The organism is Leeuwenhoekiella marinoflava DSM 3653 (assembly GCF_900129005.1).
In the GTDB taxonomy this organism is placed as follows: Bacteria; Bacteroidota; Bacteroidia; order Flavobacteriales; family Flavobacteriaceae; genus Leeuwenhoekiella; species Leeuwenhoekiella marinoflava.
On record NZ_FQUN01000018.1, the window covers coordinates 17,747 to 44,396 of the forward strand.

Here is a 26,650-nt window from a genome sequence, read left to right on the forward strand (position 1 = left end):
AACCTTATGGAAGCACAAGCAGCAGCACGTTTAGAATTATCTGAGCAAGAAATGCGAGAATATGGTTATCAGGTGGTAGATGCTATTGTTGCGCATCACCTCAATCAACATAAAGAGAAGCCGGTAGCTCAGGCAAGTAGGGAGGAGATGGATTCTTTGTTGAGAGAGGATGTACCTGAAGATGCAACATCTGTAGATGATGTTTTTAATACGGTAATGGAAAAAGTGATGCCTTACACTAACATCATGAGTCATCCTAAATTTTACTCTTTTGTGCCCGGACCTAGCAATTATGTAAGTGCAATGGCTGATGCGTTGGCTACCGGTTTTAATGTGTTCTCTGGTGGATGGGCAGCTTCTCCGGCAGCAGCAGAATTAGAGATTGTGACTATAAACTGGTTACTCAATCTTTATGGTTTTCCTAAAAAGCGTGGTGGAGGTATTTTTACCAGTGGTGGATCTATGGCTAATCTTACAGCGCTAATTACAGCCCGAAATATAAAATGCGGTGATGATTTTTCTAAAGCGGTGATTTACTTATCAGATCAGGCACATTCTTCAAACATCAAGGCGATACGCGTGATGGGTTTTAGAAAGGAACAGATACGTTTGATTCCAACAGATATGGAATTCAAGTTTGCTATAAATAAACTAAAGAATGCAATCAACAAGGACCGGTTAGAAGGGTGGAAGCCATTTTGTTTATTGGCTTCGGCAGGAACAACAAATACCGGTACCGTTGATCAACTTACAGAGTTGTCAGAGATTGCTAAAAAAGAAGATTTATGGTTTCATATTGATGGAGCATATGGTGGTGCAGCAATCCTTTCTAAAAATGGAAAACAACTTTTAAAAGGGGTTGAAAAAGCAGATTCACTTACCGTTGACCCGCATAAATGGTTTTATCAGCCGTATGAAATGGGGTGCTTATTAGTGCGCAATCACAAGTGGTTGAGTGGTACGTTTACTGAAGTTCCTGAGTATCTTAAAGATGTAGAAGGTAATAAGTCTGAAATCAACTTCTACGATCACGGGATACAGCTTACGCGCCGTTTTAGAGCGCTTAAATTTTATATGAGTGTAAAAACCTTTGGTCTCAATGCTTTCCGTCAGGCTGTGCAATACAACTTTGATCTGTGTGAAAAGGTAGAAAGCATTCTGCGTAAAAGCGCTAAGTGGGAAGTGGTGTCACCAGCAACCCTTGCGGTGATTAATTTCAGATACCATCCTATAAATCAGAATCTATCTGAGAAAGAGCTTGATGAACTGAATTCTAAGATATCTGAACGTGTTGTGAATTCGCGAGAAGCAATGCTGGTGACTACGGTTTTAAACGGACAAATTGTTTTACGTATGTGTCTGATAAACCCAAGAACTACTCTTGCGGATGTTGAAGAAACAATTGCATTGTGTGAGAAAATGGCAGAATAATTATTCCGCCATTTTTTCTGATATTTTTTCTTTTGAAATCTTTGCGTTAGCGCCTTTTTTGCCTGCTACCAGCGAGCCTAAAGCACAAGCGAAAGCCAATGATTTTTCAGCGTTGTTTTCAACCATAACTAGTTGATAAATCAAACCGGCAAGAAAAGAGTCTCCTGCACCTACGGTATCTACAACCTCTATTTTATAGCCGGAGTGTTTGTGAATTTTACCGTCTTGATATAAGATAGCTCCCTCACTACCACAAGTTACGCAGATGAGAGAAGTATTTGTATGCTTGCTAATCGCTTCAATTTGCTCAGAAATATTTTGACTTTTGATGTCAAGATGTTGAGCGATTTCTTCCAGCTCTTCATCATTCATTTTGATCATATCAGCCTGCTTCATAAACTGAATAAGATGCTCCATTTTATAATGTGGTGCACGCAGGTTTACATCAAAAATTGCATATTTAGCTTTAGCAAGTAGCTCTTTTAAGGTATTGCGAGAAGTCTCGCTGCGAGCTGCCAAAGAACCGAATATAAAAAGATCAGTTTGTGATACAGCTTTTTTATTGCTTTCTGTAGATGCAATTGCATCCCATGCTACAGGCTCTTTTATGGTGTATGAAGCACTACCACTTGAATCTAAATTCACTAAAACCTGACCGGTTTCTAGGGAATTATCTTCTTGTATCAGGCTTTGATCAAGATCAAACTTTTCAATAGCAGTTCGTGTTTCTTCAGCAAGAGGATCTGATCCTAACCGGCTAATCATTTTCACGGTAAGCCCTAGACTTTTTAGTCTCAGGCATAAATTGAGCGGTGCGCCACCCAGTGCTTTTCCATCAGGGAAAACATCCCATAAAATTTCACCATAAGAAATGGCACTTAACATATCTTTCATTATCCTAAGATTTTTTCTTCTAATTCTTCGAGAGAAATACCTTTGGTTTCCGGCATCATAAACTTGGTAAATAGCAATTGTAAAAACATCATAAATGCAAAGAATGCAAAAATAGGCCAGGGGTTGTCTTTGAAAACCCCGTCTTCACCATCTAAAAATACAGGGGTTAAAAGTGTGATTAAAGCCGCAAAGATCCAATGTGTTCCGGTACCCCAAGATTGCCCGTATGCACGTACTTTATTAGGGAAGACTTCAGAAATAAATACCCAGATAACTGCTCCTTGTCCTATTGCATGAGATGCAATAAAAATTAAAATGAATGTGAGTAATACTGCTGGACTTGAACCATTATAAAAGCACCAGGCAACGGTGACTAAACTGATGATGTAGCCAAAAGAACCGATATACATTAAGGTACGTCTGCCTAAGCGGTCTATTAGACTTACGCCGACAAAGGTGAAAATAAGATTCACAACACCTATAGAAATAGAATTTAAGAGCGAATCTTCTGTTGCCAAACCAGCTTTTACCAGAATCTCTGGTGCGTAATACAGTATAAAGTTTATACCAGAGACCTGATTGAAAAATGCAATTAAAAAGGCTAGAATTAGTGGCTTTTTAAAACGCTTTGTAAAGAGTTTGATGTCGTCAGATGTTTTAGCAAGTTCTGTTTTTATAGCGTCTATTTTTTGCTGAGTTTCAGTTTCATCATAAACCTGATTTAAAACCCCAAAAGCAGCTTTCTCATCTTTTTTCTTATGCAGTAACCAGCGGGGACTTTCGGGAACGGTGAGTACCAATAAAGTGTAAAGTAGCGCAGGAATCGCCTCTACACCCATCATCCAACGCCAGTCGTTTTCACCTTGAAAACCTTCTAAAAGATAGTTTGAGAAAAAAGCAATGAGAATACCCAGAACGAGATTGAATTGATATAAGGCAACTAATTTACCTCGATTTGAAGCGGTTGTGATTTCTGAAATATAAGTAGGTGCTGCAACCGAAGATGCACCAACTCCCACACCACCAATAAATCTAAAGAATGAAAACAGATAAGGGTCTGGGGATAAAGCAGAACCTAAAGCTGATGCGAAATATAAAATACCTATCCAAAACAAGGTTTTTTTACGACCAAATTTATCACAAGGAATACCGCCGGTTAAAGAACCTAATACGGTTCCCCACAAAGCCATAGACATAATGAATAAGCCGTGAAACCAAGGGGAGAGGTTCCATAATTCTTTTACAGGCAGGTTAGCTCCTGAAATAACAACGGTGTCAAAACCAAACAGAAAGCCCGCAAGCGCTACTGTTATTGACCATTTTTGAACTGCTTTCATAAACGTGAATTAATTCGTGTTAGTTTTCTTTCCAAATGGAAGGAATAGGGGTTATTTTAATAGTTTTGGGTTTGTCTTTTGTCTCAATACTGAATTCTGTATAAGGTTTGCTAGAAAAAAACTGTGCGGTCATGGTATTAGCACCACCATCTCCAAAAAACTCGACAGATGAGGCATCAATGTAGATTGAAAAATCTGCGGAATCTCCCTTTTTAAAATTAGCTTGAGCTTTCATAATCGGTAAAGCAAATGCGTCAGAAAAATTGGTATAACCACTCTTGCTTCGGTCTAAGCTATATTCTTTCTTAACTGAATTATAGGTGATTAAAAGTTGTTCACCATTAGTATTGCTTAGTTTTATGTTGAAATCGCTAAGCGGTTTTGGGAGGTCAAACGCTACTTTAGATTGATTCAGTTCAGAGTGAGAAAACGCATAGTTTCCATTTTTTTTATTTATTTCAGGAGTTTCTGTTTTGAGACCTTCAGTTAATGTTTCGATAGGTGGATTAGTCAAGAAATATTCTTCGTTATTATACAACTCTAACTTCCGAGGAAGCGTCATCGCACTACGCCATTTTTCGGTAGGAGTAACTTGACCGTAATCCCAATTGCTCATCCAACCTATAAAAATACGCTCCTCACCCGGGAGGTTGTTGTAAGTGATACCGGCATAATTATCTCTTCCCAGATCAATCCATTTTTCTTCGGTTTGCGAAGTGGTAAAGGTTTCTCCGTCAAATTCACCTATAAAATATTGAGTTCCAGAACCACCGTTAGGAGCACCCGGATTGATACTGATGAGCAAAACCCATTTAGTCTCACCGGTTTCCTCAATCGTTAGCGGGAAAAGATCAGGACATTCCCAAACACCACCGTGTGCGCCAGTGTTTTGACCAAAATCACTGAGGTAGTTCCATTCTTTTAAATTATCTGAATTGTAAATCATAGCACGATCTCCGCCCACAAGAAGTAAAACCCACTTTTGAGAAGCTTCGTGCCAGAAAACTTTAGGATCTCTAAAATCTACAAGGTTATCGCTGTTAGGTACAACAGGATTGTTAGCGTACTTAGTAAATGTCTGACCGTTATCTAGACTGTATGCTATGCCTTGATACTGGTAATTGGTTGTTTTTTGTTCTGCTCTTACAGGATCGTGATAGGTGAACATCGCAACCAAAGCTGGGTTTTCAGAAGTGCCAAAACCAGAAGTGTTGTTATGATCAATAACTGCACTTCCTGAAAATATATAACCTAAACTATCAGGAGCTAAAGCAACAGGCTCGTTGTTCCACTTTTTAAGATCTTTACTGGTAGCGTGTCCCCAGTGCATAGGTCCCCAGACTGTAGAATCAGGGTAAAACTGATAGAATAAATGATAAGTGCCGTCGCTATAAACCAGCCCGTTAGGATCATTCATCCAGTGAGCTTCCGGAGAAAAATGATATTGTGGGCGAAAATTTTCGTAATATGCTTTAACTACCGTATCTTTAGGGGTAGTATTTGTGGTATTTTCTTTTTTGCATGCAGTCATAATCAAAAAGGCTAGTAAAATTGAAGATAAGTATTTCATACTAAATGACTTTAATTAGAAAATAGTTTTTATTTCGGCGGAAATTTAAAACAATTTAACTGAACTTAATCGATTTAGTCTTGTAAATTTGCCACAACAATATTTTTTGAATAGTCTATAAGAATAGACTTTATATTATTAATTCTTTTTCCCAAATTATGAAAAGAAAGCTGACCCTAAAATCAATCGCAAAAGAACTGGGAGTATCAATCTCTACAGTTTCAAAAGCTTTGCGAGACAGCCCAGAAATTAGTGAAGAAACGCGTGAGAAAATAAAGGCTTATGCCAAGCTTTATAATTATAAGCCAAACAACATAGCCCTGAGTTTAAAGAATCGTAAGACCAATACTATAGGTGTTATCATTCCACAAATTGTTCACCATTTCTTTACAACTGTGATACAGGGAATTGAGCATGAGGCACGAGAGAAAAATTATAATGTGATTATCTGTTTGTCAAATAATGATTTTGACAAAGAGGTTCTCAATATGGAATTGCTTGCAAATGGGAGTACAGATGGTTTTATACTTTCGGTATCAAAAGAGACGATGCTTAAAGAAGACTATCACCATTTAAATGAAGTTATAGAACAAGGTATGCCGGTTGTGATGTTTGACCGTGTGGTAGAGGGCATAAAATGTGACCGTGTTCTTATTGACGATAAAGAAGGAGCTAAAAAAGGGGTTACCCACATGATACGCTCGGGTTGTCGTAAAATAGGAATTATTACCAGTGAAGATTATGTAAGTGTAGGACGTTTAAGAACGGAAGGTTACTTGGATGCTTTGGACGATTTTGGTATTGAGCCGGATGATAAGCGTATTCTTAAGCTAGACAATATTGATGATCTTTCTGATAAATCTAAAAAGCGTATTGAAGCGTTTATTATTAAAAATGACCTCGACGGAGTTTTTACAGTAAACGAACTTTTTGCTGTTCACGCTTCACGTGTAATTAGCGGTTTAGGTAAGAAAATTCCAGAAGATATTTCATTAGTATGTTTTACTGACGGTCAATTATCTGAGCATGCCGTACCTAGTCTTACTGCGGTAAGTCAGCACGGTGAAGAAATGGGGCGTAAAGCTGCAGCGATGCTTATAGATAAGTTAGAGCGTCCTGAAGATGAAGAAGAAGAGTACAGTACAGCTTATATAGACACCAGTCTGGTAGAACGTGAGTCTACAAAAGAAGTTATCAAACGCTAATTATGAGCAAGAAGGGATTTATTTTTGATTTAGATGGAGTAATTGTAGATACAGCAGGATTTCATTATCTCGCATGGCGAAATTTAGCAAACGAACTGGGTTTTGAGTTTACTGAAGAACAAAATGAACGTTTTAAAGGGGTAAGCCGCGTTCGTTCTTTGGATATTTTACTCGAAATAGGAGGCGTTAAAGCTACAGAAGAGCAAAAGGAAGGCTGGTTGGTTTCTAAAAATAAAGAGTATCTAAGTTATATTGCTAAGATGACTAAAGATGATATTCTACCCGGAGTACTTAAAGTGCTTACCTATCTTAAAGAAAAAAACATTCCTATGGCGTTGGGATCTGCAAGTAAAAATGCACAGCCTATTTTAAAACGCGTGGGACTTTTTGATCTATTTGACTGCATTGTAGATGGCAATCATGTCCAGAAAGCAAAGCCAGACCCTGAAGTTTTTACCATAGGTGCAGACGAGCTAGAAATAGAATATACAGATGCTATCGTTTTTGAAGATTCTATCGCCGGTATTCAGGCAGCAAATAGCGTTGATATGGTAAGTGTAGGGATTGGTAGTGCCAAGGTTTTACATGAAGCCGATCATAATTTTAATGATTTTACAGAAATTGATATTGCATTTTTAGACCAACTAATCAACGCATAACCATGAATCAAGATTATATAGTACCTGCTCCTTGGGCAGTTATAGAGGAAGGATTTGAGAAAGAACGCGTAAAATCTTCAGAAAGCCTCTTTAGTATAGGTAATGGGGCAATGGGACAACGTGCCAATTTTGAAGAAGAATACAGCGGGAAAACGTTTCAAGGAAGTTATATAGGAGGTGTCTATTATCCTGATAAAACGCGTGTAGGTTGGTGGAAAAATGGTTATCCGGAATATTTTGCAAAAGTACTTAATGCACCGAGTTGGATAGGGATTAAAGTAAAAGTTGATGGGGAATCGCTGGATTTAAACACAGCAAAAAGTGTTTCTAAATTTCGTCGTGAACTCAATATGAAAGAAGGCTGGCTTGGTAGAAGCTTTGAGGCTGAACTCCAAAACGGAACCAAACTTAAAGTGAAATCTAAACGCTTTTTGAGTTTGGAACACGATGAACTGGGAGCTATCAATTATGAAGTTACTCCGCTAAACAAAGATGTGAGTATCAGTTATGAGCCGTATTTAGATAGCGGTATCACCAATGAGGATACAAACTGGGATGATAAATTCTGGAATACCCTCGAAGTAGAAGAAGACGGAAATAAAGCTTTTATTTCTGCCCATACGATGAAAACTTTTTTTTATGTATGTACTGCGATGTCTAACACCTTCACGGTAGATGGAAAAGAAATATCTCTTACATTAAAAACCAGTAAAACAGATACGTATATCGGTCACGTTTATGAGACCGATATACGCGAGGGAGAAACTTTTGCTGTTCAAAAATATGCAGGATACATCACTTCTTTCAATCACGATAAAGATGATTTAAAGAAGGCAGCGACTTCAGTTTTAGAAATTGCGTTAGAAGCAGGTTTTGATAGCTTATTATCCAAACAAAAAGAAGATTGGGCGACAATCTGGTCAATGGCAGATATTGTTATTGAAGGAGATGTAAAAGCCCAGCAGGGAATACGTTTCAATATCTTTCAATTGAATCAAACCTATTTAGGTAAAGACGCTCGTTTAAATATAGGTCCTAAAGGATTTACCGGGGAGAAATATGGCGGATCAACTTATTGGGACACCGAAGCGTATTGTTTGCCATTCTATATGGCTACTAAAGATCAGGAAGTTGCTCGAAATTTACTGACCTATCGCTACAATCACTTAGAAAAAGCGATTGAGAATGCTGAGAAATTAGGTTTTAAAAATGGTGCAGCATTGTATCCTATGGTTACTATGAACGGCGAGGAATGTCACAATGAGTGGGAAATCACTTTTGAAGAAATACATCGTAATGGTGCAATGATTTTCGCCATTAGAGATTATCTCAACTATACAGGTGATTACAGTTACATTCCTGAAAAAGGTTTAGAGGTAATGATCGCCGTAGCTCGTTTCTGGAAACAACGCGCAACCTGGTCTGCTAAAAAAGAACGGTTTGTGATTCTTGGGGTGACCGGGCCTAATGAGTATGAAAATAACGTAAATAATAATTTTTATACCAACTATCTGGCGAAATGGTGCTTGAGCTATGCGGTAGAACATACCAAAAAGGTTGCTAAAGAATTTGGTTCAGATTACAAACGCATTGCAGAAATAACCGGTGTTTCTAATGAAGAATTAAATTCTTGGACAGATGTTTCAGACAAGATATATTTACCTTTTTCTGAAGAAGAAGATGTGTATTTACAGCAAGATGGTTTTTTAGATAAAGAGTTGATCACTGTTGCAGATTTGGATAAAGCAGAGCGTCCTATCAATCAAAAATGGAGTTGGGATAGAATTTTACGCTCCCCCTATATAAAACAAGCAGATACACTTCAGGGATTTTATGTTTTTGAAGATCATTTCACAGAAGAAGAGCTGAAAAAGCATTTCGATTTTTACGAACCATTTACCGTTCACGAGTCTTCTTTGAGTCCGTGTGTGCACGCAATTCAGGCTGCAAAACTGGGACAGATGGATCAAGCTTATGAGTTTTATTTGAGAACATCCCGTTTAGATCTTGATGATTATAATAAAGAGGTACACGAAGGCTTGCATATCACAAGTATGGCAGGTACGTGGATGAGTGTTGTTGAAGGTTTTGGTGGAATGCGAATTAAAGATGACACGTTATCGTTCGCTCCAAAAATGCCAAAAGCATGGGAAGGATTTTCTTTTAAACTGAATTTTAGAAACCAGATTCTAAAAGTAGCAGTACGTAAAGATAAATATACCTTTAGCCTTGACACCGGTGATGATCTGGATATTTTGGTTGATGGTAAACAAATACGAGTAACTTCTGATGCAGCAGTTGAGGTTTAAATTAGAAATTAGTTGAAAAATTAAGCCTTTTCTCAGTTTGTGAGTAAAGGCTTTTTTGTTTTATAGAACTTACTGTGGAATTAAAACAACTTAAAAATCGCTAGGATCTAATACCTTAGAGCAAAGTTTATATGCAGTATGAGAAGCTTACTTACAGAATTGCAATTAAAGAATTTTCCTGATAATGTGACGATTGATTTAAATTTAAAATTGAAGAATTGAATGAGTTTTTCGGGTCTGACAAAGAATTGCTAAAGCAAATTAGAAAATTGCAGTATGCAGTTTTAGCACTATTAGAAAAAGAAACCGGAGCCGTAACCAAAATTTACTATCGAAGAAAATGGGTAGTAATTGAGATCTCAGCTTTTGGAGCAGCATTGGGTAATATGGCTTATTTAGGGATTGGGATGTCTTTTGAATTGCAATTGGAGTAGGTATAGGAACTAAAAAAGATAAGGAAGCAGCTGCGCAAGATAAGGTTCTTGATATTGAGATTTAATTGTATATTTCAATAAATACCCAAATTAAAATTGACGTTTATGGATGATATTCTTACCTATTCAATATCTGTATTTACAGGCTTTTTTGCGATAATGAATCCGTTATCAAACATTCCTATTTTTATATCACTAACCGAAGGCGCGACCCGAGAAGAAAAGCAAAACGTGAATAAGCGAGCCGTTTTGGTTGCGTTTATAATCATTACGATTTTTGTGCTTTTGGGGAAGTTTATTTTCGGACTTTTTGGGATAACAATTCCGGCATTTAAAATCACCGGTGGAATCTTGATTTTCTATGTAGGTTTTGAAATGCTTCAGTCTAAAAAGTCAAATGTAAAGCATTTAAAAGAGCCTAATTTTGATGAGAATATAGCTGTTTCTCCACTAGCAATCCCCATTCTAGCCGGTCCCGGCACAATCGTTACTGCAACTAATTTCGTGTCAAATCCTTCTTATGTAAATATAGGTTTGGTGATATTGATTTTTGGTTTGATGTGTTTACTAACCTATATCGCCTTTAGTCTAAGTGATTTCATCGCCCGTAAAATAGGAGGGAATGTGATTTCAGTTATTGGTAAAATAATGGGATTGATCATAGCCATTATAGGTACAACAATGGTGATACAAGGCATAAAACTAAGCTTTGATTTTTTAGCTTAAAGCTTTTGATTATAAAGGATCATCTTGCTTTAGCGGTAAATAGATATCAGCTTTCCAGTCTAACTCATTGCCACCCATATTGGGGTTGTTGTAAAAAATTTCAATCGGTTGGTTCTCGACGTCGATATTATTCTTTTTGGCATACTCTAACAAAGCATACCAGGCACGATCTGAAGTGATGTAGTTTCCGTTATAAACAGCGTGAATAGCTTCTTTTTCAAAGAGGCGTTTGTATTTGATGTCTTTGGTAATAGGTAGGTTTTCAGAACGTTTTATAGGGAAACAAAAATTATACGCGATACTATCCGTTTTGATATTCCAGTCTGTTACTTCAATAATAGGAGAGCCATTAAGCTCTACATTATTGCTTGATAAGACTTCGTTAATATAGCTGTAATTGCGCATCATCCCCATCGCTTTTTCTACTTGTAATCCTTTTAAAGAAACAAATGCGCAATAAATTGCAGGCGTTTTTTCTATGCCGGTAACTTCGATTTTAATTTGGTCTAAATGCTCGCGTAAAATCTCAAAAAAAGTATCAACGTTGGCAATGCTTCTTGTTTTAAAAAGCGAATTGCTAAACGGAATGGTCAACCTATTAATAAAACTATTGTTGAGATCTTTAACGCCAACGCTTACTTGAGTGATTGAGTCATTAATCATCTTGGCGCTGTAATTATAATTTACAACAGAGTCCCCAAAGTGTCTTTGTTGAACAACTTCAGCTATACCTTTCTGAATGATTTCACTATCCGGCAAATCGTAATTCCATGAGATTACTGATTGCATCACCGTGCCCGGAGTTGTTTTTACTTTAAAATTAATTATGTAATCACTTGGCTTAATGAACAAATACCAGCCTACAGCTACAACTAATATTGCGCCGATAGCAAGACGTGCTTTTTTCATAATTGCAATTAATTAGAAGCTTGAGCGGTGTTGGTTTTCATTTTAAGATTTTGAACCACAAACTGGCCTAATTGGCGGCCTTGCTTGAGCCCTTCGTCAATAGCAGCACGATAATGAATACCACCATAAAGTCTGCTTAAAGCAGCTTCTTCAGAAGCTTTTCTAAAGGAATCAAAGCTACGCACCGGAAGTCCGTAATCGGTTTCAGTATCATCGTCAAACTGAAAATTATCTCCATAGATTTCCGTAAGAACTTCTGCCGCTGCACCAGAAACCACAGAGTGACCACTGCTGTATTCAGGAAACGGCGGAGTTTGCAATACTGGAGCCCAACCATCATCTATGTACTGATTGATGAGCGTTTCAGGACGTATAAGGTTACTTCTGTATTTTTCGTCCCAACAGCTTATAAATCCATCAAAGAGTGCAATAGAAGTCTTGGTGTATGCGTAAACGGTCTCCATCAAGTCTGCGTTGGCTTTTTTTGTAACAATTTTCACAATACCTATCCAGTGACCACCCGGAGTGATCTTTTTAGTAGCAAACATTAAATGTCCTTTATGAGTAGAAACATATGGGTTACAATCCCAAAACTTAGCAATACCCATTTTTTCTGAAGTATCTCCTTCTTCTGTCATCTCGTTACGTACATCGTAAACTTCCATCAATTGCTTGTAAAATTCTGAGCCTTCTTCCATAGAAAATTCTGGAGGAGGAATGGGTTTAAATTGAGATGCAGAGTCAATTACAAAGGTTCGAATTTTCATCCAGTGCGGCTCTATACCGTCCATATAAGCAGGTGGAGTAGGTTGCCATCTTGATGGATTATCAGGATTTACTGAGAATTTTGGCATGGTACGCGTTTGCTTATACATATCACCATCCATCCAGCTTTTAATGTGGTCAGCAACTTTTAAACCGTAGTCCTTAGATGCTGCTAATTCAGTAGGATTTAGCTCTTCCCATTTCATATATAAGCTGTCACGCATTTCTGTTATACGGTCTTCAGAAAAAATAAGACTTTTTGCAATTTCCATTTGTGCAATTAATGCCGCAACATTATAGTTAACTGCTGCACCGGCATCAGGTTTAGGCGCTTCTTTTAAGTCGGTTAATTGACCAGCAAGTGTAACATAGTCAGGATTGTTCTGAGCTAGAATCTCATAAGCTGCAATATTTGAATATGAATAAATACGACTGGCAACCGGCGGTGAGAAAATATCGTGAATAATCACTTCGGTCACTTTATCTACCGCGTTGTTATAATCATCCGGACTTACTGTAAGCGGTGTTTCTTCTTTAGTACAAGAAGTAAATACCAGAGCAATTATAAAAAGGAAGCTTAATTTTTTAAACATAGTCTTGAACTTATTTAAAGAAATGAATTTATGAAAACGATTTCTTATTTTATTACTTTTCACAAGTAAGCCTTGTAAAAGTTGTGTTTAATTTTTCAATTTATAAAGTTGAATAGCAGCGTTATTAGGTGTTGCCAATAAATACTTTTGACCTTTTAACGAAAGAATATTTAAATGACGTATTGATTTTTGTGTAAAATCTAAACCGATTTGATCTCCGGGAATAAACGTATCTGCATTTTTAATTAAAACTCCGCCAAAGCTGTCTAGTCTTCCGTGAAATGGCTGAACACCAAAATAGTTTCCTGCTGCAAGAATCTCATCTTTTCCGTCATTGTCAAAATCAAATTTACAAAAACTTAACACGGGAGCAACCTGAAAATCATAGCCTAAAGGTATAAAAGTGAACCGCCCGTTTTCATTGCGTAAATAGCCCGTTTCTAAGGTGTTTACTTCAAGTTTTTTACTTGTTTTTACTTGCTTTTCCGTAAGAATTTGCTCAATAGTTTGGCCGGCAAAATCTTTATAGCTGTGGTATTTCTTTTTTAAACTAACTACTTGCGAAGCCAGTGCATCAAGCCCCATTAAAGGATAATATTTTCCGTCTTTTGCTGTGGTGACAATGGTTTCGGTTTGTCCATTTTTGTCAAAATCATTATAATACATCAGCATAGGAGCGTCTTCAGAAGCTTTAAACTTGCTGTTTTCGCCCCAGTTTCCTACGATATAATCTGTATCTCCATCTCCATCTATATCAAACGGAATAATGCTTTGCCACAGTCCGTTTAATTCTTCTGTACCAACATCTATTTTTGTAAGTCTTCCATTTTTATTTTTAAGAAAAGTAGGCGCCATCCATTCACCAACTACAATGAGATCTTTTACGCCATCGCCATTGAAGTCGTCCCAAACAGCAGCGGTTACCATGCCAAGATCTTTAAATTCTTGTGCTACGCGGAAAGAACCTTTGTTATTTTCCAAAAGGTAAGAAACCGGTGTTTTACCAAAACTTCCCGTGATAGTTTGAGTGCCTGCAAAGACATCCAAGTCGCCGTCGTTATCATAATCATATGTTGCTAATACCGAAGTATTGTCAAAAAGCTCAGGCATAGTTGACTTCTCAAAACCTTCTGTTTTATTTAAATATAAGCCATCCACTAACGGCTTTGCTCTGTTGAAAAAGTCGCCTCCCGCAGTACCAGTCATTAGGTCGTTTTTTCCATCTTGATTAAAATCTGCTATAAGTGCCGTTACTTCTTCATTGATAGAATCATTGAGAATAGCCGGATAACTAACACGCTGATAGGTAGCCTCTTTTTTTAGGTAAACTTGTGAAGTGATGTATTTAGAACCACCAAAGAACAGGTCTTCTTTGCCGTCACCATCTAAATCACCTTGAGCAACTGCCGGTCCGCGATCACCTATCTGATACGGAATCAATTTCTCCCGGTCAAAGTCTGAATACGCATCTTCTTTATGAACAAAATCAAGGCCTAAGCTATCTGTAACTGCTGTAAAAAGGAGCTCTTTTTTTGGTTTGAGATTAGCATAATTAAAGAGTTGAGTGCCTTCTTGATTAACTTTCAAAGTTTGATTGGCTTTAATGTTAGTCAACTTTTGGCTGGTATTATCTGGCCAGATGATACGAATAGAATCAACAATTTTTTCTTGTCCCAAACCAAAATGAATCAGTGGTTCTGAAGAAGCTTGAAACCCTCTCACGGGATACAATTCTTTAAACTGTTTTATTCCATTTGTATAGGTGTAGACTTTGGCGCCAATAGCAAAGTTATTTTTGCTTTTTGAACTTAGTTTCAGTTTGAGATAGTTTGCTTTTTGATTAATCTGGTTGATGTAAAAGGTAGGAGCAGCATTGATGTTATTGGTCAGTAAATCCAGATCCCCATCATTATCTAAATCAGCATAAGCTGTTGCTCCGGAAACGATTGTGTCATTTGTAATCCATTTACCGGATTGATCTTTAAAGATAAGATTAGAGCTGCCTTCATACACATAATTGTGAGTTGCTCCGCTAGGCATCATATCCAAAGCTTTCTGATCAATGAAGTGTGTATTATTTATTTTACTCTGAATTTGATCACTAGAGACAAATTTGATATAATCCAGATCATTTGGTCGTTTGGGGATCCCATTTGAGATGAATAAATCTTGTTCCATATCTTGATTGTAATCGCCAAAAAGTGCACTCCAACTCCAGTCTGTAGCCGCAACACCACTCAATAATGCCGTCTCTTGATAGTCGCCACCTTCGCGATTAATAAAAAGCATATTGCGGGTGAACTGATAGTGATACCCATAGCGATTGGTTCGCAGACGCTGCGTTTGTATGTTGTCATCACCTTCAGAAGATTTTAAAACTTCTTCATCCTGCGGAAGCATATCTAACGAGATCAAATCTGGCCAGCCGTCATGGTTTAAGTCAGCTACATCGCTACCCATAGAGAATCTGCTGGTGTGGCCAAAATGCTCTTTTAAAGCTTCGGTAAATGTACCATCGCCGTTATTGATGTAATAATAATCATCTTCATGAAAATCATTACCAATGTAGATGTCAGGATAACCATCTAGATTAAAGTCTGATACTGCAATCCCTAATCCATAACTGTTCATTCCGCCATAAATACCCGCTTCTTCGCTCACGTCTGTAAAATGATCTCCATCATTACGCATCAAACGATCACCGGTTTGTGCATTGCGCTTGTACCTTAAATCTGCTTTGCCAAACGAAGTCTGAGTATGTACCGCGTGGTTGAGAATATAAATGTCTAAATCGCCGTCTAAGTCATAATCTAGAAAGGCTGCGGAAGAAGAAAAGGTGTCCAAATCAAGACCATATTCTGCAGCACGTTCTGTAAATGTGCCATCACCATTATTTATAAAAAGTTCGTTGTTACCATCTAAACCATTAAGTCCTACAACAGCACAAACATAAATATCAAGTAGTCCATCGCCATTAATATCTGCCATTACCGCACCAGTATTCCAGTCGCTGTTTCCGGCAACTCCGGCAGTTTCAGTAATGTTTTCAAACTGAAGACCTCCCTTGTTGAGGTAGAGTTGATTTTTAACCTGATTTCCTGAAAAATAAATATCGGGCAATCCGTCGTTATTGATATCGCCAATTGCAAGACCACCTCCGTTATAAAAATAGAGATAATCTAAGATATTCATATCTTCAGTCGCAGTAAGCGTGTTTTGAAAGCTTACTCCGGTTTTTTCAATATCAGGATTGGTGAATAATTCGGACTCTTTCGAACACGAAAAAATCACAAAACCTAATAATATGAGTACAACAGCTTTATTCATTAAGCGCAAATATCTTAGGTTTTTCATTGTTTACAGAAGCGATAAGATAAACCTTTCCGTTTTTATCGGTAAAGGTCGATAAGTGTTTTACTTCACCTTTTATGAAGAATCCACTCTTTTCATAATCCTGCCACTTGTAATTCGCATCACCTTCGTTAAGTAATACGCTACCAAAACTCGCATCCAGTTGAGAATACTGTGGCTTAAATTCAAAATTGTTACCTGCCATGATCAAGTCAGCAAGACCATCTTTATTGATATCTGCCGAAACAATATCACATACACACGAGAGTTGTATCTGGTAGGGAAGTGGTTTTAGACTGAAATTACCATTACCATCATTAATCGCCAGCATAGACTGAGGATATTTCACTGTTTTCTTAATCGCATTTTTCAAGCTTTCTTCAGAAAAGATCTCATCAATATATCTGCTTGCATAATCTGAAGCTTTTAAGTTTTGCTTTTTAAGCGAACTCATCTGCGCTGTGATTTCTTTCTTCTGATGCAACGGATAATCTTTTCCGTTTTTATGCATGGTTGTGATTTGCTCAATAGTCCCGTTATTGTCAAAATCATTGATGTACATCGACATTGGGTTTTCTACCGTTGGTAAATAGTGCAGGTTTTCTCCTTCGTTTCCTAAAACCAAATCTATATCTCCATCATTATCTATGTCAACTGCGGTTATTGTATTCCACCAGCCGGTCTTGTCGCTCAGATTATTTTCTTTTAGAGAAAGTCTTTTACCTGAATTTCTATAAACCAATGGCGCTCCCCATTCTGAAACGGTAATCAGGTCTTTTTTGTCATCACCATCTACATCAAGCCAGATCGCATCGGTAACCATTCCGGCATCTTTAGTATCGTAAGCCAAGCGTTCGGTGGCATCAACAAAAACTCCATTTCCGGTGTTTTCTAAAAATAAGTGTTGCGGGTCAATTCCATAAACACCTACAACGCTGCGCGAACCAATAAAAACGTCTATATCGCCATCGCCATCAAAATCATAAGGGGCAACAACGCTCATATTTTGAAATGCAGAAGGAAGCTCATTGGGTGATCTGCTGAAGTTTCCTTTACCGTCATTGAGATACAATCGTGGTTTGAGCAGTTCTTTTTTACCAACTTCATTACCGCCCGAAGAAACCAGTAAATCCAGATCTCCGTCGCCATCAGCATCAAAAAATGCAGCAGCTGTATCTTCAAAATTAGAATCTTCATCAAAAAGTGCCTGGCTTTTTTTATTCAGTTTTCCATCTCCTTGATGTAGATAAAGTGTTCCTGAGCTTCCGCTGGGACCTCCAACAAAAATATCTTCGTTACCGTCATTATTTACATCGCCTACAGCAATCGCCGGGCCTTCTTGAGAAAGTTTTTTAGCAATTAAACCTTCGTAATCAAAGTCGTTATAGTTATTCTCTTTATTAGGTTTTAGCTTATCGTTATTGAGTTCAGTAAGTAATTGTGGGCCTGTTTTTCGCTTTCGCGGAATAAACACTTCTGTAGCCTCTGCCTGATCAAGATTTAAAGTTTGATTTGTAGCTACTTCTTTTAATATTTGCGTTTTGTCATCAGGCCAAAGCACGCGTAACGAATCTATGGTTTGCGTTTCTCCTAGGCCAATGGTCATCTCATAATCCATTGAGGATTGAAAACCACGCACCGGATATAATTCCTGCAGGATTTCTTCACCATCAAAATATAATCTTACCGAAGCACCTACCGCAAAAGGATTTTGCTCACCTCCTTTAAATTTTAGTTTTATATAACGATTGTCATTCTGCTGCCTACTTTCGTTGCGGTAGATGAACACCGGCATATTTACATTGTTTACAACCAAGTCTAAATCTCCATCATTGTCCAAATCTGCATATGCAGAACCATTAGACATACTAGGCGTATCAAGCCCCCACAGTTTGCCGACATCTTCAAATTTGAGATTCTTTTTATTGCGATACACCGCATTAGGCAAAGGTTTTTTAGGCATTTTATCTATTATAGAATCTATTGCCTGACGCTTGCCGGTTAAAGCCATATTTTGAATAATTTCATTGGCGAAAAAGTCTACAAAGTCTAGGTCTGTTAAATCGTGATTGATACCATTTGTGACATAAATGTCGCGGTAACCGTCATTATCTAAATCAACTAACAAGCCGGCCCAGCTCCAGTCTGTTGCATCTATACCACTGTAATATGCCGTTTCGATAAATGAGCCATTACCGTTATTAACCTGAAGTGTATTTTGAATAAATTGCTGATAAAAATCCTTACTCTGTTTAAGCTTGTATACGTTGTAATTATCAAACTCCATTACCGATTTTACACGCTCTTCGGGTTCGGGGAGCATATCGGTGATAAAAATATCCTGCAGACCGTCGTTGTTGATGTCTGAAATATCAACTCCCATTGCTGAAAGAGAAAGGTGAGACGTCCAGTTTTTTATCTCTTCTTTAAAGGTGCCGTCTTTTTGATTGATATAGAGATAGTCTCGTTCGTAGAAGTCGTTTGAGATATAAATATCAGGCCATAAGTCATTATTGATATCGGTGATCATAACGCCCAGTCCAAAACCTATAAGACTGCCGTAAATACCTGCTTCTTCACTAACGTTTGTAAAGGTGTCACCATCGTTGCGCATCAGTAAATCGCCGACTCCTTTAAAAATGTCCGGAACATTTTCCCAGTTTTCGGCACGGGTATCCCGTTGCTCAGCATAGCCAAGACCACTTACGGGGACGTTGCTATTGTTTAATATATACACATCAAGATCTCCATCTTTGTCATAATCAAAGAAACTGGCCTGAGTTGAAAAGCCAGATTTAGCAAGATTGAATTCCTGAGCTTTCTCGGTGAAGGTCAAATCCCCGTTGTTGATGTAGAGGTCATTGTCGTGATTGTCTCCTTTCATATTGCCGGCATTACTTACGTAGATATCCAGCAAACCGTCTGCATTTACATCAGCCATTACTACTCCTGTAGACCAAGGCTTATCGCCGCCCACCCCGGCTTTTTCGGTAATGTCTTCAAACTTAAAATCGCCTTTATTGAGGTACAGTTTGTTTTGCCCCATATTTGCAGTCATATAAATATCTGCAAGCCCATCATTATTAATATCTCCTATTGCAACCCCTCCGCCATTATAGAAATTGCGGTATTTGAAGATGTTGAAATCCTTTTCGTTTTGAATTTGATTTACAAAGTCGATACCGGTCTGCTCTGCGTTGAGCAGGCTAAATAAAGCAGGTTTATCGGGGGTTGATTTTTCTTCATTTTTTTTATCCTCTTTGGAGGAGCAAGAAGCCAGTACAAGGCCACTTAGTAAAATGATGTTTTTGAAAGAAAAACGCATAGATGAATATGTTTTTATAAAAATACGTGCTTTGATGAACACTTAAGCATTTGCAAAAAAAAAAGTTATTCCGTGACAGTCTAAATTTTTTTAATAAATGAGAGACATTTAGTTTGCAAATCAGGGGTTTTATGAAATTCAAAAAGAGACTGTCTTGACTTGCAGACAGCCTCTTTTATCTTTATAACTACAATTAATTGTTAATAACCGGGGTTTTGCACCAGGTTAGGATTAGATAATAATGCAGTTTCAGGAATTGGAAACAAGTTCTTATCAGGATCTCCTGTAACTTCTTTTAGTCCCCATGGAGCGGTATACTGATCAAAACGTATCAGGTCGTTTCTTCTCCATATTTCAATAAAAAGTTCGCGTCCACGTTCTGCAAGTAATTCAGTTTCTGTAACAGACTGAAGTGCGGGCGTGTTCTCACGATTTCCTCTCAATTCATTCACCAGAGCTGTAGGATCTCCTCCCATACGCATCATAGCTTCGGCTTTCATTAAATGCGCATCAGAATATCTGAAGAAAATGGTGTGTCTTCTAAACGATTCAATAAGTGGTGAAGAGTCATCATCCGGGATAGGATCAAAGGGATGATATTTGATTAAACGCATACCGGTAGCTTCTGTATTACCAACGAGGTTAGGGATTTCTTTAGTAAATACCAGATCCTGACCTTGTCTGTTTTTTAATCTGGAGCCGTCTGCATCATACTGCTGACCTATTAAAAAGCCGTAGCCAATACCCAGATTTTGATCGTTAGCATTGGTGTTATCAAATACAATACCTCTGCGTTCTTCCTGACCATCACCTTCAAAGTTACTGTTAGGAGCACCTTCAAACGAGTCGTAAAACTCTGCAAGGGTAGAAAAACCATTCCAGCCACCACCTGTATTATCAGGAGCATTTTGATTATAATGCAGAGAGTTCCAGATTTTAGCTGCAACCTCACTTCTCAAATAGAAAATGGTTTCTGTATCGTCTGTAGGTTCAAAAATCTGAAAGTAACCGTTACTTTCAATCTCAAATCCTTTAGCATGAATAGCGTCTACTAAATCTATTACACGCTGCATATCTGCGTTGTCAAAAGCATCTTGTCCTTTGTAAACTTTAGCATTAAGATACATTTTTGCAAGCAAGAAATTTGCAGCTTCCTGAGAAGCTCTTACAGTCATGGTAACATCAGGTCCTGTTGTAGGAAGGTCTGGCATAGCTTCCATCAAGTCAGTTTCGATAAAATCGAAAGCTTCTGCACGCGTTAAAACTCTTGGATCAACATCCGGACCTTCATCCAGCTCTCTGAAGGGAACCGAACCAAAAAGATCCATTACAAAAAACATATTGTAGGCTCTCAAGAATTTAGCCTGAGCAGTTATTTCAGCAGAGCCATTACTTTCCATGATTTCAGTCGCTCTGTAAATGTTCTGGTTAAGGGTATTCCAGCTGTTTTTGATAAAATTATGAGCTGAATTCCATGTGTGGTTATGCAATTGTCTCCACAGACCATTATCTCCCCAGTCTGTACCTCTGGTGGGTACTACAAGCTCATCTGTTGTTACTTCAGATAAGGCATACATATTTTCCTGAGTTTGAAAATCCCCACCTACTTTGTTGAACAAATCATTAAGTGAAGACTCTGGATCAGCCAAAGGTGTAAAGGTAAATTCTCCCGTATCCTCGCTTATAATCGAGTCTGTTTCCTCTATTTCTAAATCGGTACACGAGACCATTGCGACTGCAAAAAGAGTCGTCAAGGCAAGCGGTTTGATAAAAGGTATAATTTTCATTTTCATTTTTTTAAAAAGTTAAATTCACTCCTAAACTGTAAATACGAGGTCTAGGGAACGAGGTGTAATCAATTCCTGCGATGGGCAAACCATTCAGTAAATCACCACCACCGGGAATAACACTTACTTCTGGATCAAGCCCACTATAACCTGTGATTACAAATAAGTTTTGACCGGTTAAGCTAAAGCGCATGCTTTTGAAGAATCCGATTGCATCCATAGGTACTGTATAGGCTATTGAAGCGGTTTGAAGACGTACAAAATCACCTTTTTCTAAAAAACGATCAGATACTGATGCTTCAGCAAATCTACTTTCTACACCTGCAAGGTCGACAACATCTGCGATTACATTATTCCCAGTACCGATTGCACCTCCGGTAAAGAAGGCGTTAGCTGTGTTGTTGTAAATGTAGTTACCAAACTGGCCATTAAAGTAAAGGGAAGCACTCCAGTTTTTATAATTTGCAGAGGTTGATAAACCACCGGTCACATCAGGAAGTGCACTTTTATCTAAGAATTTTTGGTTATCGATTCCTCCTTCAAAAGTAGGATTACCGCTGTCGTCAAAGCCGGTGAATTCTCTCAAATAAAAGGAGTATAGGGGTTGACCGTTAGAAAGTCTTTGAGCGAAAGCGTTAGTAAGACCTGCACCTCGAATGGTACCGGCAGCAATCTGACCTTCAAAATCCTGTATCTCATTAGAGTTGTAAGCGGCGTTGATGCCTACCGTCCAGTTAAAGTCCTGTCCTTGTATAACATCATAATTCAAAGCAACCTCGAAACCGGTGTTAAGCACAACAGCGTCTAAATTTTGAAAAAAGAAAGGCTGCGGAGAGGGCTGAGCTGCTTCTACATTTAATAATAAGTCTTGAGTTTCTTTGCGGTACACATCAAAACTACCACTAAAACGATCGTTATTAAATCCAAAATCAATACCGGCAGCATACTGTGTGGTTTCTTCCCATTTTAAATCTGGGTTTGGGAAAGCCACGGTAGTAACCCCTGGAATATTAATCGCACCGTCATCGTTGATTCCGCCACCTGAATAGCGTTGTCTTCTCACAAATTGACCATAACTTAAACCATCCTGGTTACCAGTCACACCATAACTCAAACGAAGTTTTAAGGTAGAAAAAGTGTCTCCGGCAAAATCCTCGTTATTAATCTTCCAGGCAAAGGCCGCAGATGGAAAGATACCGTATTTGTTATTGGACCCAAATTTTGAAGATCCGTCAGCACGTACAGTGGCAGTAAATAAATATTTATCTGCAATGGTGTAATTAATACGTGTGAAGTAAGATTGAAGTTCGTCTGTGTTGTTAAAGGTATCGGCAAATAAAGAACGAATGGGGATTGATGCCTCTCCAAGATTTTCTGAAGAAGGAGTAGGCAGCAATCTGTTTACAAACAGATCAGTACCGTTAGAATAGCCATATTGCTGGTATCCGCCAGATATCATAGATTCTAACATAGCTGCAGATCGATTAAGATCGTCAGACATTTGATCTAAATTTGTGCTGGAGAAACCAAAGCCTTCCACGTTTCTTCCTGATACTTGAAATTCCTGATACGAGAAACCTACCAGTGCATCTAAGGTTGAATTTTCAAAAGCCTTATTGTAGTTTAAAGTGAATTCAAAAAGGCGGTTGTCATTCTCAATGTCGTTTAAGGCTCCTCTACCATTACCGCCTGCACCGCGTGCCACGTTAAACGAATCGGAACTCAGGCTTCCATTACGTGAAGACTCTGCTTTGTCGTAACCTACTGTTGCTTTTGCTGCTAAACTTTCAAAAATATCATATTCAGCAGAAAAATTTAATAAGAAACGATCGGTTTCCGCTATGCTCTGAAAGTTTTGGAGCAGATTTAGTGGGTTGATGCGATCTCCAGGATTAAACGTAGGATCCTGCGGCCAGGTTGGGTTTGCTGAGTAAGAAGCTCCTAAAAGGTCACCTGTAGAACCGGCACTACCACTAAGTGGCGGCGCTTCGTCATTTACACGGGATAACGTACTTTGTAAGGTAAGCTGTAACTTGTCATCAAACAAGCGTTGTGAAGCATTTAAACGTCCTACCATACGTTCTTGAGATGATTTATTAACCACACCTTCCTGATTTCCATAGTTAAGCGTCGCCCTTACGTTTCCACTGCCATAATTTTGAGAATACGCAATATTTGTATTTGTCGAAATAGTATTTCTGGTAACCAGAGATTGCCAGTCTGTATTTGCTCCTAAATCTGTAGCTGTACCTCCAAAGGCAGACACGGCGCTTAAAAATTGCTGACGGTTTAATAAGTCGTATTCATTTGCGGGAGTGGCAACACTTACTTCAGAAGAAACTTCAAAAGTTCCGCCACTTGCTCCACCACGACCACTTTTAGTTGTAATGATAACTACACCGTTTGCGCCCCGGGATCCATAAATGGCTGTAGAAGAGGCATCTTTTAAAATACTGATACTCTCGATATCATTTGGGTTAAGAAAACTCAAAGGGTTTCTGGCCGCACTGGTGCCTACGCCTATGTTAGATCCTTCTGCCGAGGTATCTCCTGAAGGAAGCGGAACACCATCAACCACAAATAAGGGGTTGTTATTAGATCTTACAGAAGAAGTACCTCTAATTCGTATGGCAACTCCAGATCCCGGCTCCCCACTACCTGAGGCTATCTGAACCCCAGCTGTTTTACCTTGAATTAACTGTTCTGGGGAAGAAATGACCCCTTTTTGAAAATCTTCAGAAGTTACAGAGGCAACAGAACCTGTGGCGTCTTTAACTGTAGTAGAACCGTACCCGATTACAACAACTTCTTCAAGTGCTGCAGCATCTTCCTCTAAAGTTACATTTATTGTAGATCTGCCATCAACGGCCACTTCTTTAGGAGCAAAGCCTACGTAGCTAAAAACAAGAGTGCTTCCTGTAGCTACATCGTTTAAGGTATAGTTTCCGTCAAAATCAGTAGTAGTACCATTTGTAGTCCCCTTTACGAGAACGTTTGCGCCCGGAAGCGGACCATTAGGTTCAGATACTGTTCCGGATACTGTTTGTGCTTGCGTCATACCTGCCAGTAAGAGCGAAGCGAAAAACAACATACTTCTAAGTATTACATGCTTCATAAGTTTGAATTTTAATTGAATTATTGGTTTTTCCAAAAGTGTTTCTTGGTATTCAAATTTATATAAATAATTGAATAAACACGAGTAACTATAACGTTTAAGTAACGAAATCGATGTAGTTTTGAAAACTGTAAAAAATACGCTTATCCTCAATTTTTTACCAAATGATTAATAATATTTGAAAATATAGTGAAAAAATTATGAAATATCCACAATGCCTTATTTTTTTACGTAAACAATTCAGTAATGTCTTTAATTTAATTTTTTTGCTTTTTCTGGTTCGAAAAGCCAAAAACCACTGTCAAATAGTACTTTTTTACCTGCATAAAACAATACTTTTTTATACTAAAACGTCAAATCTGTAATTTTTTTGATTAAAAGTATTTTAAACGCTTATTTATCAATATGCTAAATCGATTAATTGATTTTTATTTTTTGATAGTATAGATTTAGAAATAAACCTTGATGGTATCTTTGCGTTATGATTTATGATTCAATAATTATAGGTGGTGGTGCTGCTGGCTTTTTTACAGCAATTAATCTAGCTAAAAATAAACCTGAATCCTCAATTCTTATCTTAGAAAGAGGAGGTCAAGTTCTTGATAAGGTGCGTGTTTCGGGTGGTGGTCGTTGTAATGTTACGCATTCTGTGTTTGAGTCTAGACCGCTTACCGAATTTTATCCAAGAGGAAAACGAGAATTGTTAGGTCCTTTTCATACGTTTATGACTGGTGATACAATGGCGTGGTTTGAAGAATTAGGCGTTCCTCTAAAAATAGAAGAAGACGGAAGAGTTTTTCCGCAAAGTGATAGCTCACAAAGTATTATAGCTTGTTTTGTTGCCCAAGCTTTAAAGTATAATATAGAGGTGAAAACTAAAACTCCGTTAACTTCCTTCAAAAAGGTGGATGATGATTTCTTTGAAATAGAATCTAAAGATTCAACTTATTTATCAAAAACACTTGTTGTTGCGACAGGTAGTAATCCCAAGATGTTGAAATTATTAGAGGAAGTCCAAATAACTGTAACACCTACGGTCCCTTCTTTGTTTACCTTCAATATAAAAGATGTGCGTATAGCAAACCTAGCAGGTTTAGCTACTCAAGCTCGAGTAAAGCTTTTGGATTTGAATAAAAAACCATTGCTCGTAAATGATAGGAACATTGATCAGAACGGAACAGAAGGATCGGTGTTAATAACGCATTGGGGTATGAGCGGACCTGGAATTCTAAAATTATCTGCTTGGGGTGCTCATGTTTTAAAGGCTTCTAATTATGATTTTTATGTAGAGATTTCTTGGTTGCCAGATTATAATACAGAACAATTACAAGAAGCTTTAAGGGACTCGAAATTTAACCTTGCCAAGCAAACCGTAGCGAAGTGGGCTCCTTTTGATTTACCTAAACGCCTTTGGCAAAATTTGGTTAAAGCTTCAGGGGTTTCTGATGTTTTAAAATGGGCAGATATTAATAAAATGATGCTTAATAATCTGGAACAACAATTGCTAGCTTGTCGTTTTCGCGTAAGCGGAAAAAGTACTTTTAAAGAAGAATTTGTAACCGCAGGAGGTGTAGATCTTACCGAAATAGATTTTAAAACCTATCAAAGTAAGAAGATTAAAGGTCTGTATCTGGTAGGAGAGGTACTTAATATAGATGCGCTAACTGGAGGATTTAACTTTCAGAATGCCTGGACGGGTGGGTATATCGCAGCACAAGCTTTAGCCGAAAGCCTTTAATTGAGACGCCAGATTTCAAAATTGAGCGCTGTGGCATAAGCAACCCATATTATATAAGGTATAAATAGATAAGCCGCATTGGGATTCACTACTTTAAACCATTTAAAAGTGAAAAGTAATAGAATAAGCAAAGCCGAAATAATGAGCAATGCCGGTAATATCAATTGAAGTCCGAAAAAAATTATAGACCAACTGGCATTTAAAATGAGTTGAAATCCAAAATGGTACAAAGCTGTTTTTACCCATTTGTGATAAAAACCTTTGTTCCAAACCATACCTGCAGCTACTCCCATAAGTATATAGAGAAGTGTCCAAACGGGTCCAAACAACCAGTTAGGAGGAGTGAAAAATGGTTTTTCTAGATTAGGGTACCAGACATTTACGCTGCTTTGAGTAGCTATAGCACCTAGAAAACCCACGATTAAGCAAATCGTTACAGGTATTAAAATCCGCAAAGCCTTTTGTGTAATCATTAGAACTGTACTTGGGACTAATTTAGAAA

17 protein-coding genes are annotated in these 26,650 nt (G+C 38.0%); 7 read left to right on the top strand and 10 right to left on the bottom strand.

All coding sequences use genetic code 11. The features are described 5' to 3' along the window. Positions 1-6: 6 nt before the first annotated feature. Positions 7-1,431: a pyridoxal phosphate-dependent decarboxylase family protein gene (locus tag BUB91_RS15760; RefSeq protein WP_073100240.1), complete on the top strand. Its 1,425-nt coding sequence runs from the start codon at positions 7-9 to the stop codon at positions 1,429-1,431. Here BUB91_RS15760 and BUB91_RS15765 read toward each other — a convergent pair whose 3' ends face one another. From BUB91_RS15765 to BUB91_RS15775, 3 genes are read right to left on the bottom strand one after another with little or no spacing between them, the layout of a single operon-like run. Continuing rightward, complete coding sequence (locus tag BUB91_RS15765) at positions 1,432-2,325, bottom strand: carbohydrate kinase family protein (RefSeq protein WP_241652641.1); 894 nt, start codon at positions 2,323-2,325, stop codon at positions 1,432-1,434. After that, positions 2,325-3,662, bottom strand: a complete 1,338-nt coding sequence (locus BUB91_RS15770; protein WP_073100241.1) for a sugar porter family MFS transporter — start codon at positions 3,660-3,662, stop codon at positions 2,325-2,327. The genes BUB91_RS15765 and BUB91_RS15770 overlap by 1 nt, the downstream gene beginning before the upstream one ends. Before the next feature lie 19 nt (positions 3,663-3,681). Next, entirely contained in the window at positions 3,682-5,232 is a 1,551-nt protein-coding gene (locus BUB91_RS15775) for a glycoside hydrolase family 32 protein (RefSeq protein WP_073100242.1), read from the bottom strand. A gap of 158 nt (positions 5,233-5,390) precedes the next feature. Here BUB91_RS15775 and BUB91_RS15780 point away from each other — a divergent pair, with 158 nt between their 5' ends. The 5 genes from BUB91_RS15780 (at position 5,391) to BUB91_RS15800 (ending at position 10,565) form a co-directional block, all read left to right on the top strand. Beyond that, positions 5,391-6,437: a LacI family DNA-binding transcriptional regulator gene (locus tag BUB91_RS15780; protein WP_073100243.1), complete on the top strand. Its 1,047-nt coding sequence runs from the start codon at positions 5,391-5,393 to the stop codon at positions 6,435-6,437. 2 nt (positions 6,438-6,439) lie between these two features. Continuing rightward, positions 6,440-7,096 (top strand): beta-phosphoglucomutase, encoded by a 657-nt coding sequence (gene pgmB / locus BUB91_RS15785; protein WP_073100244.1) that lies wholly within the window; start codon positions 6,440-6,442, stop codon positions 7,094-7,096. Between the two features lie 2 nt (positions 7,097-7,098). Then, on the top strand, positions 7,099-9,405 hold the full coding sequence (locus tag BUB91_RS15790; RefSeq protein WP_073100245.1) for a glycoside hydrolase family 65 protein: 2,307 nt from the start codon (positions 7,099-7,101) through the stop codon (positions 9,403-9,405). 218 nt (positions 9,406-9,623) lie between these two features. Then, positions 9,624-9,839 carry a hypothetical protein gene (locus tag BUB91_RS15795; RefSeq protein ID WP_073100246.1) on the top strand — a complete coding sequence of 72 codons (216 nt, stop codon included), beginning with the start codon at positions 9,624-9,626 and terminating at the stop codon, positions 9,837-9,839. Positions 9,840-9,944: 105 nt separating this feature from the next. After that, entirely contained in the window at positions 9,945-10,565 is a 621-nt protein-coding gene (locus BUB91_RS15800) for a MarC family protein (protein WP_073100247.1), read from the top strand. A gap of 9 nt (positions 10,566-10,574) precedes the next feature. Here BUB91_RS15800 and BUB91_RS15805 read toward each other — a convergent pair whose 3' ends face one another. The 6 genes from BUB91_RS15805 to BUB91_RS15830 form a co-directional block, all read right to left on the bottom strand. Beyond that, positions 10,575-11,474: a GyrI-like domain-containing protein gene (locus BUB91_RS15805; protein WP_073100248.1), complete on the bottom strand. Its 900-nt coding sequence runs from the start codon at positions 11,472-11,474 to the stop codon at positions 10,575-10,577. Between the two features lie 8 nt (positions 11,475-11,482). Then, positions 11,483-12,832: a vanadium-dependent haloperoxidase gene (locus BUB91_RS15810; RefSeq protein ID WP_073100249.1), complete on the bottom strand. Its 1,350-nt coding sequence runs from the start codon at positions 12,830-12,832 to the stop codon at positions 11,483-11,485. A gap of 87 nt (positions 12,833-12,919) precedes the next feature. After that, positions 12,920-16,159: a VCBS repeat-containing protein gene (locus BUB91_RS15815; protein ID WP_073100312.1), complete on the bottom strand. Its 3,240-nt coding sequence runs from the start codon at positions 16,157-16,159 to the stop codon at positions 12,920-12,922. Next, positions 16,152-19,508, bottom strand: coding sequence for a CRTAC1 family protein (locus tag BUB91_RS15820; protein ID WP_073100250.1), 3,357 nt, complete (start codon positions 19,506-19,508; stop codon positions 16,152-16,154). Before BUB91_RS15820 ends, BUB91_RS15815 begins: the two co-directional genes overlap by 8 nt. 200 nt (positions 19,509-19,708) lie before the next feature. Beyond that, on the bottom strand, positions 19,709-21,295 hold the full coding sequence (locus tag BUB91_RS15825; protein ID WP_317041353.1) for a RagB/SusD family nutrient uptake outer membrane protein: 1,587 nt from the start codon (positions 21,293-21,295) through the stop codon (positions 19,709-19,711). Positions 21,296-21,305: 10 nt separating this feature from the next. Continuing rightward, a complete protein-coding gene (locus BUB91_RS15830; protein WP_073100252.1) occupies positions 21,306-24,410 on the bottom strand; it encodes a SusC/RagA family TonB-linked outer membrane protein in 3,105 nt (1,034 codons plus the stop codon). A gap of 481 nt (positions 24,411-24,891) precedes the next feature. Between BUB91_RS15830 and BUB91_RS15835 the strand changes: the two genes are divergently transcribed. After that, positions 24,892-26,148 (top strand): BaiN/RdsA family NAD(P)/FAD-dependent oxidoreductase, encoded by a 1,257-nt coding sequence (locus BUB91_RS15835; RefSeq protein ID WP_073100253.1) that lies wholly within the window; start codon positions 24,892-24,894, stop codon positions 26,146-26,148. Here BUB91_RS15835 and BUB91_RS15840 read toward each other — a convergent pair. Next, positions 26,145-26,621 carry a TspO/MBR family protein gene (locus tag BUB91_RS15840; protein WP_175551011.1) on the bottom strand — a complete coding sequence of 159 codons (477 nt, stop codon included), beginning with the start codon at positions 26,619-26,621 and terminating at the stop codon, positions 26,145-26,147. The genes BUB91_RS15835 and BUB91_RS15840 overlap by 4 nt on opposite strands. Between the last annotated feature and the right edge of the window lie 29 nt (positions 26,622-26,650).

Coding starts and splice junctions, on each gene's coding strand:
- BUB91_RS15760 (WP_073100240.1), top strand. CDS start 7: ATGGAAGCACAAGCAGCAGCACGTTTAGAATTATCTGAGCAAGAAATG.
- BUB91_RS15765 (WP_241652641.1), bottom strand. CDS start 2,325: ATGAAAGATATGTTAAGTGCCATTTCTTATGGTGAAATTTTATGGGAT.
- BUB91_RS15770 (WP_073100241.1), bottom strand. CDS start 3,662: ATGAAAGCAGTTCAAAAATGGTCAATAACAGTAGCGCTTGCGGGCTTT.
- BUB91_RS15775 (WP_073100242.1), bottom strand. CDS start 5,232: ATGAAATACTTATCTTCAATTTTACTAGCCTTTTTGATTATGACTGCA.
- BUB91_RS15780 (WP_073100243.1), top strand. CDS start 5,391: ATGAAAAGAAAGCTGACCCTAAAATCAATCGCAAAAGAACTGGGAGTA.
- pgmB (WP_073100244.1), top strand. CDS start 6,440: ATGAGCAAGAAGGGATTTATTTTTGATTTAGATGGAGTAATTGTAGAT.
- BUB91_RS15790 (WP_073100245.1), top strand. CDS start 7,099: ATGAATCAAGATTATATAGTACCTGCTCCTTGGGCAGTTATAGAGGAA.
- BUB91_RS15800 (WP_073100247.1), top strand. CDS start 9,945: ATGGATGATATTCTTACCTATTCAATATCTGTATTTACAGGCTTTTTT.
- BUB91_RS15805 (WP_073100248.1), bottom strand. CDS start 11,474: ATGAAAAAAGCACGTCTTGCTATCGGCGCAATATTAGTTGTAGCTGTA.
- BUB91_RS15810 (WP_073100249.1), bottom strand. CDS start 12,832: ATGTTTAAAAAATTAAGCTTCCTTTTTATAATTGCTCTGGTATTTACT.
- BUB91_RS15815 (WP_073100312.1), bottom strand. CDS start 16,159: ATGAATAAAGCTGTTGTACTCATATTATTAGGTTTTGTGATTTTTTCG.
- BUB91_RS15820 (WP_073100250.1), bottom strand. CDS start 19,508: ATGCGTTTTTCTTTCAAAAACATCATTTTACTAAGTGGCCTTGTACTG.
- BUB91_RS15825 (WP_317041353.1), bottom strand. CDS start 21,295: ATGAAAATTATACCTTTTATCAAACCGCTTGCCTTGACGACTCTTTTT.
- BUB91_RS15830 (WP_073100252.1), bottom strand. CDS start 24,410: ATGAAGCATGTAATACTTAGAAGTATGTTGTTTTTCGCTTCGCTCTTA.
- BUB91_RS15835 (WP_073100253.1), top strand. CDS start 24,892: ATGATTTATGATTCAATAATTATAGGTGGTGGTGCTGCTGGCTTTTTT.
- BUB91_RS15840 (WP_175551011.1), bottom strand. CDS start 26,621: ATGATTACACAAAAGGCTTTGCGGATTTTAATACCTGTAACGATTTGC.